General features: G+C 64.9%; 12 protein-coding genes and 1 tRNA gene. 7 read left to right on the forward strand and 6 right to left on the reverse strand.

What is annotated here, in order from left to right:
- The first annotated feature begins 34 nt into the window (after nt 1-34).
- Complete coding sequence (gene gyrB, locus K3152_RS09915; RefSeq protein ID WP_221573959.1) at nt 35-2,566, forward strand: DNA topoisomerase (ATP-hydrolyzing) subunit B; 2,532 nt, start codon at nt 35-37, stop codon at nt 2,564-2,566.
- Nucleotides 2,567-2,582: 16 nt separating this feature from the next.
- Nucleotides 2,583-3,650: an AI-2E family transporter gene (locus K3152_RS09920; protein ID WP_221573960.1), complete on the forward strand. Its 1,068-nt coding sequence runs from the start codon at nt 2,583-2,585 to the stop codon at nt 3,648-3,650.
- 54 nt (nt 3,651-3,704) lie between these two features.
- Here the strand turns inward: K3152_RS09920 and putA are convergent, their stop codons facing one another.
- The 3 genes from putA to mtnP form a co-directional block, all read right to left on the reverse strand.
- Nucleotides 3,705-6,842, reverse strand: coding sequence for a bifunctional proline dehydrogenase/L-glutamate gamma-semialdehyde dehydrogenase PutA (gene putA, locus K3152_RS09925; protein WP_221573961.1), 3,138 nt, complete (start codon nt 6,840-6,842; stop codon nt 3,705-3,707).
- Between the two features lie 98 nt (nt 6,843-6,940).
- The gene (gene glpD, locus K3152_RS09930) at nt 6,941-8,428 is read right to left on the reverse strand and encodes a glycerol-3-phosphate dehydrogenase (protein ID WP_221573962.1); all 1,488 of its coding nucleotides are present in this window, start codon (nt 8,426-8,428) and stop codon (nt 6,941-6,943) included.
- Nucleotides 8,428-9,297: an S-methyl-5'-thioadenosine phosphorylase gene (gene mtnP, locus K3152_RS09935; RefSeq protein ID WP_221573963.1), complete on the reverse strand. Its 870-nt coding sequence runs from the start codon at nt 9,295-9,297 to the stop codon at nt 8,428-8,430. The genes glpD and mtnP overlap by 1 nt, the downstream gene beginning before the upstream one ends.
- A gap of 225 nt (nt 9,298-9,522) precedes the next feature.
- Here mtnP and K3152_RS09940 point away from each other — a divergent pair, with 225 nt between their 5' ends.
- On the forward strand, nt 9,523-12,309 hold the full coding sequence (locus tag K3152_RS09940) for a phosphoenolpyruvate carboxylase (protein WP_221573964.1): 2,787 nt from the start codon (nt 9,523-9,525) through the stop codon (nt 12,307-12,309).
- Between the two features lie 6 nt (nt 12,310-12,315).
- Here the strand turns inward: K3152_RS09940 and K3152_RS14345 are convergent, their stop codons facing one another.
- From K3152_RS14345 to K3152_RS09955, 3 genes are all read right to left on the reverse strand, one after another.
- Nucleotides 12,316-13,665 (reverse strand): NfrA family protein, encoded by a 1,350-nt coding sequence (locus K3152_RS14345; RefSeq protein WP_221573965.1) that lies wholly within the window; start codon nt 13,663-13,665, stop codon nt 12,316-12,318.
- A 99-nt stretch (nt 13,666-13,764) separates the two neighbouring features.
- Nucleotides 13,765-13,851, reverse strand: a tRNA-Leu gene (locus K3152_RS09950).
- A gap of 116 nt (nt 13,852-13,967) precedes the next feature.
- Entirely contained in the window at nt 13,968-14,903 is a 936-nt protein-coding gene (locus K3152_RS09955; RefSeq protein ID WP_221573966.1) for an MJ0042-type zinc finger domain-containing protein, read from the reverse strand.
- A 159-nt stretch (nt 14,904-15,062) separates the two neighbouring features.
- Between K3152_RS09955 and ftsE the strand changes: the two genes are divergently transcribed.
- The 4 genes from ftsE to K3152_RS09975 are packed head-to-tail and all read left to right on the forward strand — an operon-like array spanning nt 15,063 to nt 17,995.
- Entirely contained in the window at nt 15,063-15,797 is a 735-nt protein-coding gene (ftsE, locus tag K3152_RS09960) for a cell division ATP-binding protein FtsE (RefSeq protein WP_221573967.1), read from the forward strand.
- On the forward strand, nt 15,794-16,726 hold the full coding sequence (locus tag K3152_RS09965; protein ID WP_221573968.1) for a cell division protein FtsX: 933 nt from the start codon (nt 15,794-15,796) through the stop codon (nt 16,724-16,726). The genes ftsE and K3152_RS09965 overlap by 4 nt, the downstream gene beginning before the upstream one ends.
- Entirely contained in the window at nt 16,723-17,331 is a 609-nt protein-coding gene (locus K3152_RS09970; RefSeq protein ID WP_345719795.1) for a YdcF family protein, read from the forward strand. Before K3152_RS09965 ends, K3152_RS09970 begins: the two co-directional genes overlap by 4 nt.
- Nucleotides 17,315-17,995 carry a lysophospholipid acyltransferase family protein gene (locus K3152_RS09975; protein ID WP_221574379.1) on the forward strand — a complete coding sequence of 227 codons (681 nt, stop codon included), beginning with the start codon at nt 17,315-17,317 and terminating at the stop codon, nt 17,993-17,995. The genes K3152_RS09970 and K3152_RS09975 overlap by 17 nt, the downstream gene beginning before the upstream one ends.

The following is a 17,995-nucleotide window of genomic DNA, read 5'->3' on the forward strand; positions in this document are numbered from 1 at the left end:
TGGTTTTTGGCCCTCCCGAGCCTATATACTCGGCATGGACGAGAACACCCCAGAACAGGGCGCAGAAGCGCCGAAGAAGAACGGTTACGGCGCAGACTCTATCAAGGTCCTGAAGGGCCTCGATGCGGTCAGAAAACGCCCCGGCATGTATATCGGCGATACCGACGACGGGTCGGGCCTCCACCACATGGTGTTCGAGGTGTCGGACAACGCCATCGACGAAGCGCTGGCAGGGCACTGCGACCTCGTCCTGATCGAACTCAATCCCGATGGCTCGGTCAGCGTGGAAGACAATGGCCGCGGCATTCCGGTCGACATGCACAAGGAAGAAGGCGTCTCGGCGGCCGAGGTCATCATGACCCAGCTGCACGCGGGCGGTAAGTTCGAAAACACCAGCGACGACAACGCCTACAAGGTCTCGGGCGGCCTCCACGGCGTGGGCGTTTCGGTGGTCAACGCGCTTTCCGAATGGCTCGAACTGGTCATCTGGCGCGACGGCAAGGAGCACTGGATGCGCTTCGAGCATGGCGATGCGGTCGAGAGCTTGCGCGTCGTGGGCGATGCCCCGCCGGTTGCCTCCAATGGCGACGAAAACGGCCTCAAGAAGGGCACGCGCGTTACCTTCAAGGCTTCGGAAGAAACGTTCAAGAACGTCACCGAATATGATTTCGACAAGCTCGAGCACCGCTACCGCGAGCTTGCTTTCCTCAACTCCGGCGTGCGCATCCTGCTGCGCGACAAGCGCCACGAGGAACCACTCGAGCATGACCTTTTCTACGAAGGCGGCATCGCGGCCTTCGTCAAATATCTCGACCGCAACAAGCAGGCGCTGGTCGCCGAGCCGATTTCGGTCAGCGCGGAGAAGGAAGGCATCGGCATCGATGTCGCGCTGGAGTGGAACGACAGCTATTACGAAAACGTCCTGTGCTTCACCAACAACATCCCGCAGCGTGACGGCGGCACGCACCTCGCCGCCTTCCGCGCCGCGCTGACGCGCACGCTCAATAATTACGCCACCGCATCGGGGCTGATGAAGAAGGAAAAGGTCTCGCTTTCGGGTGAAGACATGCGCGAAGGCCTGACGGCCATCGTCTCAGTCAAGCTGCCCGATCCCAAGTTCGGCTCGCAGACCAAGGACAAGCTGGTCTCCTCCGAAGTGCGTCAGCCGCTCGAATCGCTCATGGGCGAGAAGATGACCGAGTGGCTCGAGGAAAATCCCAACGACGCCAAGCAGATCATCCAGAAGGTGATCGACGCTGCCGCCGCCCGCGAAGCGGCCCGCCGCGCACGCGAGATGAGCCGCAAGGGCGCGATGAGCATCGCCTCGCTGCCGGGCAAGCTGTCCGACTGCCGCGAACGCGACGCTTCCAAGGCCGAACTCTTCCTGGTCGAGGGTGACTCGGCAGGTGGCTCGGCCAAGAACGGCCGCGACAGCCAGTATCAGGCGATCCTTCCGCTGAAGGGCAAGATCCTCAATGTCGAGCGTGCGCGTTTCGACCGGATTATATCGTCGAAGGAAGTCGGCACGCTGATCCAGGCCATGGGCACGGGCCTGCGCGACGAGTTCGACCTCGAGAAGCTGCGCTACCACAAGATCGTCATCATGACCGACGCCGACGTCGACGGCGCGCATATCCGCACGCTGCTGCTGACCTTCTTCCACCGCCAGATGCCCGAGATCGTCAAGGCCGGGCACCTCTACATCGCGCAGCCGCCGCTCTATAAGGTGACGCGCGGCAAGTCCGAGGTGTACCTCAAGGACCAGCCCGCCTTCGACCGTTACCTTATCGAGGCCGGCCTCAGCGGGCGAATCCTCGAAACCGGTAGCGGCCCGCGCGCCTCGGCAGATCTCGAAGCGCTGGTCCAGCACGCGCTGAACGTTCGCAATCACATGAACTACGTGCCGCGCAAGTATAACGCCGAAATCATCGAGGCGATGGCGCTGGCAGGCGCGCTCGACCCCGACGGCAAGGACCGCCAAGCCGCGCTCTCCAAGGCAGCCGCGCATCTCCAGATGGGCGACACCGAGGCCAAGTGGTCTGCTGAACTCGGCGAGGACGGCCATGTCCGCTTCCACCGCGTCTGGCGCGGCGTGACCGACGTGCATGAAATCGAGGGCAAGTTCCTCGACAGCGCCGAAGCGCGCAAGCTCCACCGCGTGGCGCAGGAAAATGCCGAGGTCTATGCTTCTCCCGTCCGCCTCATCCGCGGCAGCGAGGAAGAGGCTGAAGAACAAGTCGAGAGCGACGAGGTCGAAGAGGCAGAAGCCAACACGCAGGTCACCGGCGACGATGCGCTCATACTGCCGAGCCAGCTGGTCGATGCGGTCATGGCCGCGGGCCGGAAGGGCCTCAAGGTCAGCCGCTTCAAGGGCCTTGGCGAAATGGACGCCGAGCAGCTGTGGGAGACCACGCTCGACCCCGAAAACCGCGCCCTCCTGCAGGTCAAGGTCGAGGATGCCGACGTGACCGACGAAATCTTCACCCGCCTGATGGGTGATGTCGTCGAACCGCGCCGCGAATTCATTCAGGCCAACGCACTGAACGTCGCCAATCTCGACGTCTGATACTGGGGCGCGGGGGATGAGCGAGGCAGCACCGACACGGTTCGAGCAGGGCGGCTTCCTGCTGTTCCTCGCTGCTGTCTCGCTGGCGCTGCTGGCGGTGGTGCTGCCGTTCTTCCAGCCGCTGCTCTGGGCGGTGCTGGCGGCGATTATGTTCCAGCCGCTCTATCGCTGGTTACTGATCCGCCGGAAGGGCAAGGAGACACAGGCGGCGCTGCTGACGCTGGCCGTCATCCTGCTCGCTGTCGTATTGCCCGCGCTATGGATTGGCTCGGCGGTGATTGCCGAGGCGACCCAGCTTTTCCTCGCCTTTCGCGAAGGGCGCATCGATGTGGCGATGTATTTCGAGCAAGTCTTCTCCGCGCTGCCCGCCAATATCCAGGCCTCGCTCGACAGCGCCGGCTTGGGCAATCTCGGTGAGGTGCAGGAGCAGGCGACCGCATTCGTGCAGGCCAGTCTCGGGCTGATCGCTCAGCAGGCGATTGCCATCGGCGGCAGCGTCTTCGGTTTCGTGCTGGGCTTTGCCATCGCGCTCTACGTCGGCTTCTTCCTGCTGCGTGACGGCAAGGCGATTAGCGAGCACGTGCTGTCCGCACTGCCCTTCGCCCGCTCGGTTGCCGACCGGCTGGCGGAGCGCTTCCTCGTTCTGGTGCGCGCAACCATCAAGGGGTCGGTCGTGGTCGGCCTCGTGCAGGGCGCGCTGGGCGCGATTACCTTCTGGATCGTCGGCCTGCCCTCGGTGCTGCTGCTCGGCGTCATCATGGCGATTGCATCGCTGCTGCCTGCAGTCGGCCCGGCCATCGTCTGGGTCCCGGCGGCGATCTACCTGCTTGCGACCGGTGCCATCTGGGAGGGCGTGGTGGTGATCGTCAGCGGTGTCGCGCTCATCGGGATGATCGACAATGTCCTGCGCCCCATTCTCGTGGGCCGCGACACCGGAATCCCAGACTGGCTCATCCTCGTCACCACGCTGGGCGGCATCGCGCTGTTCGGCCTGTCGGGCATCGTCATCGGCCCGCTGGTGGCAGGCCTGTTCCTCGCCTCGTGGAGCATCCTCGGCGAACAGCGCGCAGCGGCCGCAGCCTGAAGCGCCGGGGCCCGCCAACCGGCAGGCCCCGGTTCCTGCCGAGTCCTTCGAAAATCAGCTCGCCAGAAGCGTCGCGTTGCCGCCTGCCGCGGTCGTGTCGATGCAGACCACGCGCTCGGTCGCGAAACGGGCGACATAGTGCGGTCCGCCCGCCTTGGGACCGGTGCCCGACAGCCCCTCGCCGCCGAAGGGCTGGCTTTCCACCACCGCCCCGATCTGGTTGCGGTTGACATAGAAATTGCCGACCCGCGCGCGGCTTTCGACATAGGCGCGCATGTCGTCGTTGCGGCTGTGGAGCCCGAGCGTCAGGCCGAAGCCGGTGGCGTTGATGTCGTCCATGACCTTGCCGATTTCGGACGCCTTGTACTTCACCACGTGAAGGACCGGGCCGAAGTTCTCGCGCTTCAAATCGAGGATGGAATCAAGCTCGATGATGGTCGGTGCGACATAGCAACCCTTGGACGAGCCACGATGCAGCTTGCGCCGCCACACCTGCGAACCGCCGGTCTTGCGCCGCGCGATGTGGCGTTCGAGCGCGGCCTTGGCATCGGGGTCGATGACCGGACCGACATCGGTGGCGAGGTTCTCCGGATTGCCGATGGTCAGCGCTTCGAAGGCACCGCGGATCATCGCCAGCATCTCGTCGTAGACGTCTTCCTGGATATGGAGGACGCGCAAAGCCGAACAGCGCTGGCCCGCACTCTGGAAGGCCGAGGCGACCACATCGCGCGTGACCTGTTCGGGCAACGCGGTCGAATCGACAATCATCGCATTCTGGCCGCCGGTCTCGGCGATGAAAGTCGCAATCGGCCCGTCGCGTCCGGCAAGGCTGCGGTTGATGGCCTGGGCGGTCTGGGTCGAGCCGGTAAAGGCAACGCCAGCGATGCGCGGGTCCGATGTGATCATCTCGCCGACATCGCCTGCGCCGGGGAGCAATTGGAAGACCTCTTCGGGAATGCCCGCCTCATGGCAAAGTTCGACCGCCAGTGCGGCGATAAGCGGGGTCTGCTCTGCCGGCTTGGCGACCACGGTGTTGCCCGCGGCCAAAGCGGCAGCAGGCGGGCCGATGAAGATGGCGAGCGGGAAATTCCACGGACTGATGCAGGCGAACACCCCGCGTCCTGCCATGGAAAGGCGGTTTTCCTCACCGGTCGGTCCGGGCAATTGGATGGGCGCTGCGAACAGGCGCCGCGCCTCGGTGGCGTAATAACGCAGGAAGTCCACCGCCTCGCGCAATTCGAGCACCGCGTCCTGCAGCGTCTTGCCCGCTTCGCGCTGGCAGAGCGAGAGGAACTCGTCGGTGTGCTCCTCGAACAAATCCGCCGCCGCTTCGAGCAGCAGTGCGCGCTTCTCGCCGCCCAACGCATTCCAGCCGGGCTGGATTTCCTGTGCGCGGTGGATGGCGACTTCGACCTCGAAATCGAGCGCGTCGCGGCGCGTGCCGACCTGCGCCGACAAATCATGTGGCTTGTTGATGGGCGCAACTTCGCCGTCCGCTGCCGACAGGATGGTGGGGGCGGCGTGCCACTGCTTTTCTTCCAGCTTCTCGAGCCGCTCCATCAGCGGTTCGCGCACGAGGGGGTCCGACAGGTCGATACCGGCGGAATTCTCGCGATTGGGGAAGATGTCGGTCGGCAGCGGGATGGCCGGATTGCGATAGGGCTTCAGCGCCCGCATGTCGGCTATCGGACAGGTGACAAGCTCGGCTGCAGGCACTTCGGCATCGGCCATGCGGTTGACGAAACTGGAATTCGCCCCGTTCTCGAGCAGGCGGCGTACGAGATAGGCGAGCAGGTCCTTGTGCGTGCCGGTCGGCGCATAGATGCGCACGTTGGTTTTCCGGTTGCCCTCGACCTGCGCGAGCGCGCCATAGACATCCTCGCCCATGCCGTGGAGGCGCTGGAACTCGAATTCCTTGGAACCGGCGAGGGCCTTCACCGCGCCGATGGTGTAGGCGTTGTGCGTGGCGAAGGCCGGATAGATGACATCGTCGCAGGCGAGCAGCTTTTCGGCGCAGGCAAGGTAGCTGACATCGGTGGCGAGCTTGCGGGTGAAGACGGGGAAATCGGTAAAGCCACCGACCTGGCTGAGCTTGATTTCGGTGTCCCAGTAAGCGCCCTTAACCAGCCGGACGAAGAACTTGCGGTCGTATTTGCGCGCCAGCCGCGCGACCCAGTCGCACATCGGAAGACCCCGCTTCTGGTAGGCCTGGATGGCAAGGCCGAAACCTTCCCACTGGCTGCCGTCGGGGCGGGTGAACAGGCTGTCGTCGCGTGCCAAAGCCTCGATGATGTCCATCGAGAGTTCGAGGCGGTCGGCTTCCTCGGCATCGATAGTGAAATGGATATTCGCATCGCGCGCCTTGGTCATCAGGTGACGCAGGATGGGCAGGAGGTCGCCCACCGCGAGGTCGGCGTGGAGGAAAGTGTATTTCGGGTGCAGCGCCGAAAGCTTCACCGAGATGCCCGGGCTGGTCGAAACCTTGCCCGTAGACTCGCGCACCAAGCGGTCGATGGCCCGCTCGTAATTATCGGCATAGCGCTCGGCATCGGCATAGGTCATCGCCGCCTCGCCGAGCATGTCGAAGCTGTGCGTCAGCCCCTTTGCGCGTTCGGGCGCAGCGCGCTTCAAGGATTCATTGATGGTCCGCCCGTAGACGAACTGGCCGCCAAGGATGCGCATCGCCTGCAAGGTCGCCTTGCGGATGACCGGTTCGCCCAGACGGTTCACGGCGCGCTTCAGCGTCGAGCCCATGCCCTTTTGCGCCTCTTCGGGCCGTTCGAGCACTTCGCCCGTCAGCATCAGCGAGAAGGTCGCGGCGTTGACGAAGGTGGAGGAGCTTTCGCCCATATGCTCCGACCAGTCGATATCGCCGATCTTGTCGCGGATGAGCGCGTCTGCGGTCGCCGCATCGGGCACACGGAGCAGCGCTTCGGCAAGGCACATCAGCGCCACGCCCTCTTCGGTGGCGAGGCCGTACTGGTGGAGGAAGGCATCGATGCCGGAGGCCTTGCGGCGGCGCGCGCCTTCAATCAGCTTCGTCGCAAGAGCCGCAGCTTCGGAATGTTTCGCTTCGGCAGTCGCCGCCTGTTCCATGCGTTTTGCCACACACGCGTTTTCCTCGGCCCGGTAGGCCTCGCGCAGGTGCTGGCGGGAGATGGGGGGAAGGCGGACAGGATCGTGCAGGGCCATGCGACTCCGTAGTGGCTTGAATGGACTTTGATGGCCACTTGGACCCCATGACGCACGCTTTCAAGCTTTGTGAAACGCGAGGAGTGGCCTGTGTGCGTTCAGCCGCGCTTGGCGAACCACGCCGCTACGGCTTGCTGCGCTTCTGCGGGCAGGTGCATGCCCAGCTTGCTGCGCCGCCAGAGCACGTCGTCGGCGCTTTTCGCAAACTCGTGCGCGACGAGATATTTCAGCTCTTCCTCGTACAAATCGCCGCCGAAATGCTCGCCCATTTCTTCGAGCGAGGAAGCGCCGCGCAACACCGTGTCCATCCGTGTGCCATAGGCCCGGCCAAGCCGCAGCAGCATTTCGGGCGGCAGCCACACATGCCGCTCGCCCGCGTCCCAGAGGAACTTGGCAAAGTCCGCATCCGCCATGTCGCCGCCCGGAAGGGGCGCTTCGGCAGTCCAGGGTTCGTCGGCGATTGCGAGATGCTTGCCGAGCTTCTCGAGCGCATGCTCGGCAAGCTTGCGATAGGTGGTAATCTTACCACCATAGACCGACAGGATGGGCGCGCCGCCCTTGGCCTCCACCTCGAAGACATAATCGCGCGTGACAGTGGAATTGCTCGCTGCCTTGTCCTCGTAGAGGGGGCGGACGCCGGCATAGGTGTGGACGATGTCCTCTTCGGTGATGCCGCTTTTGAGGTACTTCGTCGCGGCGGCACGCAGATACTCGCGCTCTTCATCGGTGATGCGGACAAGGTCGAGGTCGCCGTCGTAGAGCATGTCGGTCGTGCCTATGAGCGTGTAGTCGCGCTCATAGGGGATGGCGAAGACGATGCGCTTGTCGTCCTGCTGGAAGATATAGGCGTGCTCGCCCGGATAAGCGCGCGGCACGATGATGTGGCTGCCCTTGACCAGCCGCAGGTGCGCGGGCGTGCCTTGGCCGAGCGCGGCCTTGGCGACCTTGTCGACCCATGGCCCCGCAGCGTTCACCACGGCCTTCGCCGCCACCACCCGCTCGCCCTCGGGACCGCGCAAGGTGGCGAGCCAGTGGTCCTCGTGCCGGTCCAGCGCCGTGCATTCGGTCCGCGTCGAAACCGTCGCTCCGCGCAATTTTGCATCCATCGCGGTAAGCACGACGAGGCGCGAATCCTCGACCCAGCAGTCCGAATATTCGAACCCCGTTTTCAGCCGGTTGCGCAGGATGGAGCGGTGCGGGGCAATGCGCAGGTCGACCTTGCGTGAACCCGGCAAGCGCTTACGCCCGCCCAGCCTGTCATACACCGCGAGGCCCGCACGCAGCATCCATTTGGGGCGCATGCTCGGCTCGTGCGGGAGGACGAAGCGCAGCGGCCAGATGATATGCGGCGCATTGGCGAGCAGAACCTCGCGTTCGCGCAAGCTCTCGCCCACCAGCCGGAACTCGAACTGTTCGAGATAGCGCAGCCCCCCGTGGACCAGCTTGGTGCTGGCCGAGGAGGTGTGCGAGGCAAGGTCGTCCTTTTCGACCAGCTCGACCGACAGCCCGCGGCCGGCCGCATCGCGCGCAATCCCTGCGCCGTTGATGCCGCCACCGATGACGAGGAGGTCGAGCGTCTCGCTCATCAGCTACGCAGCAGGCGTCCGGCCACCGCGTCGAGTTTCACCAGCAGGTCGCGGTCATGCTTTTCGGGCGCGGTGATGACGGCATCGTCGAGCGCGCGGTCGATGGGCGAAGGCGTGCGCTTCTTGGGCAGTCCCTTGCAGAATGCCTCGACCGCTTTTTTCGCAAGCTCCGAATTGGCGTTCATCTGCTCGATGATTTCGCCGACGTCGACCGCCGCCTCTCCGTCGCGCCAGCTATCCCAGTCGGTCACCATGGCGAGCATGGCATAGGGAAGCTCCGCCTCGCGGGCGAGCTTGGCTTCCGGCATGCCGGTCATGCCGATGACTTCCGCGCCCCAGTGGCGGTAGAGGCGGCTCTCGGCGCGGGTCGAGAACTGCGGGCCTTCCATGGCGAGATAGGTCGCCCCCATAGTCACTTCGCCGCCAGCCTTGTCGACCGCCTTGGCGGCATGCTTCGACAGGCGTTCGCAGACCGGGTCGCCCATCGAGACATGCGCGACGAAGCCGTTGTCGAAGAAACTGGAAGGGCGGCCCTTGGTGTTATCGATGAACTGGTCGACGCAAACGAAGCGGCCCGGGGGCAGCTCTTCGGAAAGAGAACCGACCGCGCTGATAGCGAGGATGTCGGTGCACCCTGCACGCTTCAATGCATCGATATTGGCCCGCGCATCGACCTTTGACGGGATAATCGCGTGCCCGCGCCCGTGACGCGGTAGGAAGCGAACACGGACATGGCCGATGGTACCGCACAAAATCTTGTCGGAAGGCGTGCCCCACGGCGAGGACACCTCAATCCACTGCGCATCCTGCAGCGCGTCCATCGCATAGAGGCCCGAGCCCCCGATGATGCCGATGGTCCAGTCGCTCATAAATTCTGCCCCTGCTTGCCCCGTCCGGCCCATGGCGCATGGGCTGTGACCGTACGGTTGGCGCTTTGAGTTAACGTGGCCGCAGGGGTTGGAACATGGCTCGCCACAAGTAAAGCTTCGGCTCTCGCAAACCTATTCATGCTGCAACGCAGCGGGATTCCTCCACACTCCCGGCACTTTCCCGCGCAATCATGCGTAGTGGGAGGGACAAGGGGAAATAGAGACGTGCCAGACCTGCAACCGCTGACCTTCGCTACACTCACGCACCGTTTGCGCGAGTTGCACAAGCGCACGCAGGAAACCCCGCTGTTCAACCCCGTTTTCCAGCTGGCGCATGATCTGTCGCGCGAGCTGGAAGCGGGCGAGATTTCGCTGGCTGACTTCTCGACACTTATCACAGAACTGGAGACCCGCTCGCTGGAGGCGCGTGCCGACCGGTTGTGCAATCTCGTCACGCCCAAGGACACGGCCAAGCGGATGACCGGCTTCTGCGTCGACACTCACGTCAAGGGCGGCGGTTTCGAGGCCTTCCGCGAGCATTGGTCGCACCCGCAGCTCCATGTCGTCTTCACTGCGCACCCGACCTTCCTGCTGACCCCCGCCCAGACCGATGTCGTGGCCGAGGCGGCAGGTGGCGGCAAAGCCGTGTCGCCGGTCGAAGTCGAACGCCCCGAAATCACGCTGCAATACGAGCACGAGTGCGCCATGTCGGCTATGGCGAACGCACAGGACGCGCGCGATGCCATCAACACGAGCCTGTTCGAATGCGCGAGCAGCACCTGGCCCGACCGCTGGCGCGAACTCGAGCCGCTGCCGTTCCGCTTTGCCAGCTGGGTCGGCTACGACATGGACGGGCGCACCGACATCAAGTGGTACACCAGCATCGCCTTCCGCCTGTCCGAAAAGGCGCAGCGGCTGGGGCGCTATGCCGACCAGCTCGAAGCCATCGATGCAGGCCATGCGCTGCTGGAGACCATGCGCGCTGCACAGGAGCGGACTGCCGCCAGCGCCGAGGAATTCGCCGGAGACCTTTCCGACCATGCCGACCTTTCGGCAGCAGCCAACCGGCTGACGCAGGGCGAGGATGGCAAGCTCCTGAGCCTCGCGCCCATCATCTCGCAGCTGGAAGAAGAGGCCCTGTCGGCGGACCCCGAGAAGGCCGTGGCCCTTAAGACGCTCGCCGCCGCCATGCGCGCCGATGGGCTCGGCATGGGCCTCATCCATTTCCGCGTGAACGCCAAGCAGCTGCACAACGCCATCCGCAGCCGCATCGAGGGCGGCGCCGACCTCGACCTCGGCAGCCAGGGCGCGCTGGGCGCGCTGCGCGATCTCGTGAAGAACGCCGAGCCGCTCTCGGCCAATTTCGCCTCGCTCGCGGTCGAGAGCAGCACCGCCGTGCGCCAGTTCCTCGCCATGGCGCAGATCCTCAAGCACATCGATGCCGACGCGCCCATTCGCATGCTGGTCGCCGAATGCGAGCAGCCCGCCACGGTGCTTTCCGCGCTCTATTTCGCCAAGCTGTTCGGCATCGAGGACAAGGTCGATGTCTCGCCGCTGTTCGAGACCGAAACCGCGCTCGAACACGGCGGACGCTTCCTCGACGCTCTGCTGAAGGAAGAGGCCTACCAGGGCTATGCGCGCCGCCGCGGGCGCATTGCCATCCAGACCGGCTTTTCGGACGCGGGCCGCTTCGTCGGGCAAATCCCCGCCAGCCTCGCCATCGAACGCCTGCAGGGCCGCCTTGCCAATGCGATGACCGCCAATGGCCTGACCGATGTCGCCGCGCTGGTCTTCAACACGCATGGTGAGGGCATGGGCCGCGGCGCGCATCCGGCGAGCTTCAAGGACCGCCTCGAGTGGCCGATGAGCCCCTGGGCCCGCCGCCGCTTTGCTCGTGCAGGCATCCAGCTCGAGCCCGAAGCCAGCTTCCAGGGCGGCGACGGCTACCTCTTCTTCGCCACGCCCGAACTTGCGCGCGCGACGCTTTCGACCATCGCCGAACTCGCACCCGCCGATACCGACCCCGATGTGCCGACAGACCCCTTCTACCGGCGCACCGACCTCAGCCTCGACTTCTATCGCGCGATCAAGGACCACCAGCAGGACCACCTCGAAAGCCGGACCTACAGCCGCGCGGTGACCGCATTCGGCCTCGGACTGTTGAATTCGACGGGCAGCCGCGTTTCGCGCCGCCAGTCGGACCTCAATGCCGACCGCGAGATGAGCCTGCGGCAAATCCGCGCCATCCCGCACAACGCCATCCTCCAGCAACTTGGCTATCCGGCGAACATCATCGCCGGCGTCGGCAGCGCCGCGCAGAGCAATTACGAGGATATCGCCGAACTCTTGCGCGAAAGCCCGCGCGGTCGGCAAATCATGCGACTGGTGCGCGCCTCGAACGCGCTCGCCAGTATCAAGACCGTCGCTGCCTATGGCGAGCTGTTCAACTCGGCCTACTGGGCCAGCCGCCCCTATCGCGGCACGGAGGACCATCTCGCCAATGCCTGCGAGAGCCTCGCCGAATATCTCATTACCGACGACCGCAACGGTGTCTTCCGCCGCCTTGCCTCGCGCCTGCGGGTCGATGCGCTCAAGCTGCACCGCCTGTTCGACCTCGTGCCGAACGAGGACCCCAACCCCGACCGTGAGCAGGTGCGCCGCACGATCGGCGTCCTTCAGGCGCTACGCCTCGCGCTGCTGCAGCACATGTTCCTCAAGGCCGTATCGGTTCCGGCCTTCAGCCGCGCCAACGACATCAGCCGCCGCGACGTGCTGGAAATGGTCTTCACCCTGCGCGTCGACGAAGCGCTCGCGCAGATGCGCCGCGCCTTCCCGGCAAGCTATCCCGAGACCGGCGATTTCGCGATGGAGGAGGCAGCGCAATACCCACGCGAAGGCGGCGAGGGCTATGACGCCATCCGCCGCGACTATATCGACCCCATCGAGGAAGCGCATGGCCTCAACCTGCGGATTGCGACGTCAATCGCCAACCTCTTCGGCGCACACGGATAGGGTCGCTCAGCGCCCGATTGTCAGCGTGGCGAGGATACCCGACGCGCGCCGGTCGCCCGCGATGCGCTGGCGCGCCTGCACGTCGAAATCGATGAACCCGCGATAGGCAATGGTGTCGGTCTCGTCGAACCAGTGGCGCAGCGAAATGCCGACGCCAGCGCCGAGCGCTTCCTCCTCCAGGCGGCCCGTGTCGACGCCCAGTCGCGCAACGGCATAGGGCGTGAGCACGGTAGCGCTTTCGTCGAGCAGGAAGGAATAGCCTGCACGGCCATCGACAAGTCCGAAGGTGACATCGGCATCGGTGAGGTAGGACACGTCGCCATAGTAATGCGCGTAAGCCCAGCTTCGCTTGCCCGCTTCGGGTTCGAGGCCTTGCCCGCCCGAAATGGCGGCACGGAGCGACCAGTCGTCGAGCCCGTCATCATCGAGGCCGATGAGGCGGCTTGCTTCGAGATTGAGATTGATCTGTGAGAGCGGCTTGTATCGCACCCCGACCCAGCCCTGCATCGCATTGCCGCCCGCTGCATCGTCGGACAGGAATTCCGAATGGTAGGCCCGCGCGAAGATGCTGAACGGTCGCCCGTTGCGCCAGCCGCCGATGCGGCGCGACACTTCCGCTCCGAATTGCGATGCGCGCTCGTCCCCCAGAGACGTATTGGCCGGGCCAATGGGGCGACCCGCGCTCGAGAAGCTGGCTTGCGCGATGAAGGACCAGTCGCGCGTCAGCTCGCGGTTCTCGCGGCGGATGCCTTCGCGCTGGACAGGGCCGAGGGGTGTTTCTTCTTCGGCGTCGAGGGCAAGTCCAAGTTTGAAAAAGCCGACCGCGCGCTGGTCCATCCCGCGGCGTTTCGCACTATAAGCTGCATCGAGCGCCGTCTGTCGGGTGAATTTGCCATAGAGTGCTTCGTTATCGAGGACGTCCTGTGCCGAGCGGTCGTCGCGCGCCGAAATCGCCACCATCGCCCAGTCGAGCGAGTTGCGGGTTTCGAGCAGTGGCTCGTCCATGGCCGCGCGCACGATGGCCCGCGCCTCATCATGGCGGTCCGCATAAACCAGCTGGAGCGCCTGCGCGCGCAGGAAATAGCTTCGCTTTGCCGCATCGGTTTCGAAGCGCCCTGCGGTTGCGAAAGCCTCTGCAGCCTCTGCATGTCCTCCAAGGCGGGCCTGCGTTTCGGCGAGGAGCGCCCACCACACGGGGTTCTCTGATTCGGTTTCGAGCGCGGCCTCTGCTCCGGCCAGCGCTGCCCGATAATTGCCTGCATCGTAATCGCGAAATGGCGTGTCGGTGCCAGCCTGCGCGAATGCCGGACTGCCGGAGGCAAGCCAGCAGGCAATCGCAAACATCGTCCTGAGCACGAATTCCCCCCGAAAGCGCGTACAGCAGCGCCCTGCCTACAGCTTTTATCGCCATAGGCCACTGATATTTGGGGGCTTGAACAGTCAGAGGGGGACTGTTGGTGCGGTCGAGAAGACTCGAACTTCCACGGCCTTGCGGCCACAACGACCTCAACGTTGCGCGTCTACCAGTTCCGCCACGACCGCACACAGTCTGCATCGGAAGCGAATCTCACATGTGAGACCACCTGCTCCCGCCGGTAGGAGCGCGCCCCTAGCAGCGCCTTTGCGAGGCGGCAAGCACCTATTTTACCGGTTTGCGATTAGAGGGGGGCCCAGCCTACATCAGCATAGACGGCGCCGCGCGGGACATCGGTCCGCGCTTCGTCGATAACGAGCGTTTCGCCCGGCGCGAGCGTGGGCTGCGGGGGCTGGACGACCCAGCTGTAAATCTGGTCCTCGCGCTCGTTGAGCATGACGATGAGCACCGGCGGCAGGCGCCGTGCCTCGCGTGCGGTATTGGTCACCCTGATCTTCGCCGTGAACATCAGCGTCTTGTTTTCGAGCTCGCGCCAGCGCTGTTCCTCGGGCGGGAAGGACAGCTGCAGATCGGGCTGCATCTCGCCGAACAGCGGCTTTTCAACCGGCCACCAGTCGGGCGTGCCATAGCGCGTCATCGCGAAGATGGCGCCTGCGGCAAGCAGCGCGAAAATCGCCGCCGCCCAGGTCCAGAGCTTGAGCGTGTTGCGGCGGGGGCCGAAGGGCGGCGAGTGATCGAAGCGCGAGATGAGGTCGTCCTCGTGCACTTCCTCATGCACCGCTTCGTCGAAATCGGGCTCGGGCTCTTCCTCGTGCGTTTCGACGAAAGACGGCGGAGGCGTCTCGTCGAAATCGGGTGTCCGCTCACGCTGGGGCGAGGTCTCTTCACCCGACTGCCCGACCAGCGGTCGGCGGCGGCGGCGGGGTGCCTCGCCATCATCCGCCTCGTCGGCCGGGGAATGCGCATCCGGAGCCGGAGCCGGTGCGGGCTGCGGTTCTTGTGTCGCGGGAGGAGGCGGTGGTGGCGGGGGAGGTGGGGGAGGCGCAGGCGTGGGTGCCGGCGATGCCACCTCTTCGCTTGCCGCGACGCCTTCGGCGCTGGCCCCTTCCTGGAACCACGAGTGCTTGCACTTGGCGCAGCGCACGGTGCGGCCATCGACGCCGATAGCGTTGTCGGGCACGACATAGCGGGTACTGCAGGCCGGACAGGCAATAATCATGGTGAAGAGAGGCTCTATAGGCCTGCGCGAATCGCGACAAGGCGCGTAGCTGTGCGCGAAAGCCCCAAGCGGCTTTTTTCCCCAGCGAAGGCCCGTTATAGGCCCGAATTGTACAATGGCGGCACGAATTCTTCCCTCTTTACTCGCGGAACTGGCGCAATGAGCACGCGCGAGGGCGAAATCGTGCAGTTCGACAATGTCGGATTGCGCTACGGCACCGATCGCGAAGTTCTGTCCAACGTCACCTTCTCGCTTTATTCGGGTCGCTTCTATTTCCTCACCGGCGCCAGCGGCGCGGGAAAGACCTCGCTCCTCAAGCTGCTCTACCTCGCCCAGCGCCCCTCGCGCGGGGCCATCCGCATGTTCGGGCGCGACGTCATCACCCTCCCGCGCGACCAATTGCCGTCCTTCCGCCGCCGCATGGGCGTGGTGTTCCAGGACTTCCGCTTGGTCGATCACTTGTCCGCCTTCGACAATGTCGCGTTGCCCCTGCGCGTGTCGGGTGTGCGCGAGGCGGACTTGCGCGAGCCGGTGGCCGACATGCTCGAATGGGTCGGCCTCGCCCACCGTGCCGAAGCCCGCCCCGCTACGCTTTCGGGCGGCGAGCAACAGCGCGTCGCCATCGCCCGCGCAGTGATCGGGCGGCCCGAAATACTTATCGCCGACGAGCCGACGGGGAACGTCGACCCCGAAATGGCGGTGAAGTTGCTGCGATTATTCGAGGCACTCAATCGGCTCGGCACGACCGTCGTGGTTGCCACCCATGATGTACAACTGTTGCGTAAAGTGCCCGACAGCCTGATCATGCGGCTGTCGAAGGGCATGCTCGCCGACCCGACCGGCGCATTGCGCTATCCGCCGCGCCGCGAGGGCACCGTGGGAGAAAGCGCATGAAGCGGCCTCCCGCGCTGGCCAATGCGGTCGACCGCGGTCTCGCCCCGTTCCGCGGGCGCCGGGCTGCGGGACTTTTGCCGCAAGCGCGCCTTGGCGGACCCATGCCTTGGGTCATCGCCATCATGGTCGCGCTCACCGTCGTGGCAGCAGGCGGCGCGCTGGCACTGTCGAACATGGTTTCGACCGCGAGCGGCGACCTCGCAGGCAGCGCGACGGTCCAGATTATCGAACCCGATGCAGGCCAGCGCGCCGCGCAGGTCGAAGCAGTGCAGGAGGTGCTCGCGCAGGACCCTGCGGTCGAAGGCTTCCGCGTCGTGCCCGAAGAGGACATTGCCGAATTGCTCGAACCCTGGCTCGGCACGGGCGAGGAGGTCGAGGCGGTGCCGCTCCCTGCTCTGGTGGATGTCGAACTGCGCGACGGCGCAGGACGTGACGACTATGCGCGGCTCGAGGCTGCCATGCGCGAAGTCGCTCCCCGCGCCCGCATCGATGCGCAGTCCGACTGGCTCGCACCCGTGCTCTCCGCGCTTTCGGCGCTCAAGTGGATGGCGCTCGCGCTCATCCTCATGCTCGGCTTCGTCGGCGCGGCCGCGGTGTGGCTGGCGGCGCGCAACGCGCTGGGTGGCAACCGTAAGACGATCGAGGTCGTCCACCTGCTCGGCGGGAGCGACGACCAGGTTGCCCGCATCTTCCAGCGCTCGATCCTGCTCGATGCAATCATCGGCGGGGTGCTGGGCTTCGTCGCGGGCGTGCTCGCCATGTCGCTGCTCGCGCGCCAGTTCGCCGCGCTGCAATCGGGAATGGTTGCAGGAGGGACACTCACCGCGATGGATTGGGTGCTGATTGCGCTTGTCCCGCTTTTCGCCATCGCAATTGCTGTATACACCGCACGTATGACCGTGCTTTCATCCTTGCGGAAATCGCTGTGATCCTAAGGCTTCTTGCTGCCATCTTCCTCGTCTACGCATTCGGCTTCCTCGGCTTTGCCATGACGCTGCCTTCGCCCGCGGCGGACACGCAAACCGATGCCGTCATCGTGCTCACCGGCGGGCCCGGGCGCATCGCGCGCGGCCTCGAGGTCATCGAAAGCGGGCAGGCGAAGGAAATGTTTGTCTCGGGTGTCGACCCCGAAGTGAAGCCCGCGGAATTCGCCGAACAGTTCGACGTTTCGCGCCGCACGATGGATTGCTGCGTGACGCTGGGCTTCCTTGCCGTGGATACGCGCAGCAATGCGGGCGAAGTCGCGCAGTGGATGAAGGAAAAGGAGTTTACCTCCGCCCGCCTCGTGACCACCAACTGGCACATGGCGCGCGCGCATTCGGAAGTCAGCAGCACGCTTCCTGCGGACATTGCCATCGTCAAGGATGCTGTCGTCTCGCACCCCGACCTCGCCACGCTGTTCCTCGAATACAACAAGCTGCTGGCATCGGAAGTGTCGCAGGGACTGGGGCTGCTCGACGACAATGAGGAGGGTGTGACGCAGGATGCCGCCCAGGAAGCGTCGGAAGGCACGGATGCTGCTGCTGCTTCGTAACCTCGTTTTCTACCCGCTCTTCTATCTCGGCAGCTTCCTCATCACGGCGGCCTCGCTGGTGGCCGCGCCTTTCTCGCTCGCGGCGTTCCGGAGGCGGGTGCGCGATTGGGGGCGATGGCAGCGCTGGTGCCTCAGGCATATTATCGGGGCCGATGTGGTGATCGAGGGGAACTACGCCGACCAGCCCGTCCTCTACGCGATCAAGCACGAGAGTTTCTTCGAGGCGATCGACGCGCCCAACCTGCTCGAATGTCCCTCGGTGTTCGCCAAGCAGGAGCTCTTCGCCATTCCCGGCTGGGGGCGCGCAGCACTCGCCTACGGCCTCATTCCCGTGGCGCGCGACAAGGGCGCGAAGATGCTCATGGGGATGATCCGCAGCGCGAAGAAGATGGTCGCCGACGGCCGCCCGCTGGTGATTTTTCCCGAAGGCACGCGCGTGCCCCATGGAGAGCGGCGGCCATTGCAGGCCGGATTTGCCGGCCTCTACAAGATGCTCGGCCTGCCCGTGGTGCCGGTCGCGGTCAGCAGCGGCGAGGTCTATCACCGCTGGCTTAAGAAACCCGGCACCATCACCTACCGCTTCGGCGAGACCATCCCTCCCGGCCTGCCGCGCGAGGAAGTCGAGGCGAAGGTCCTCGATGCGATCAATGCACTGAACGCATAA

It is taken from the genome of Qipengyuania polymorpha, from assembly GCF_019711435.1.
GTDB classification, from domain to species: Bacteria; Pseudomonadota; Alphaproteobacteria; order Sphingomonadales; family Sphingomonadaceae; genus Qipengyuania; species Qipengyuania polymorpha.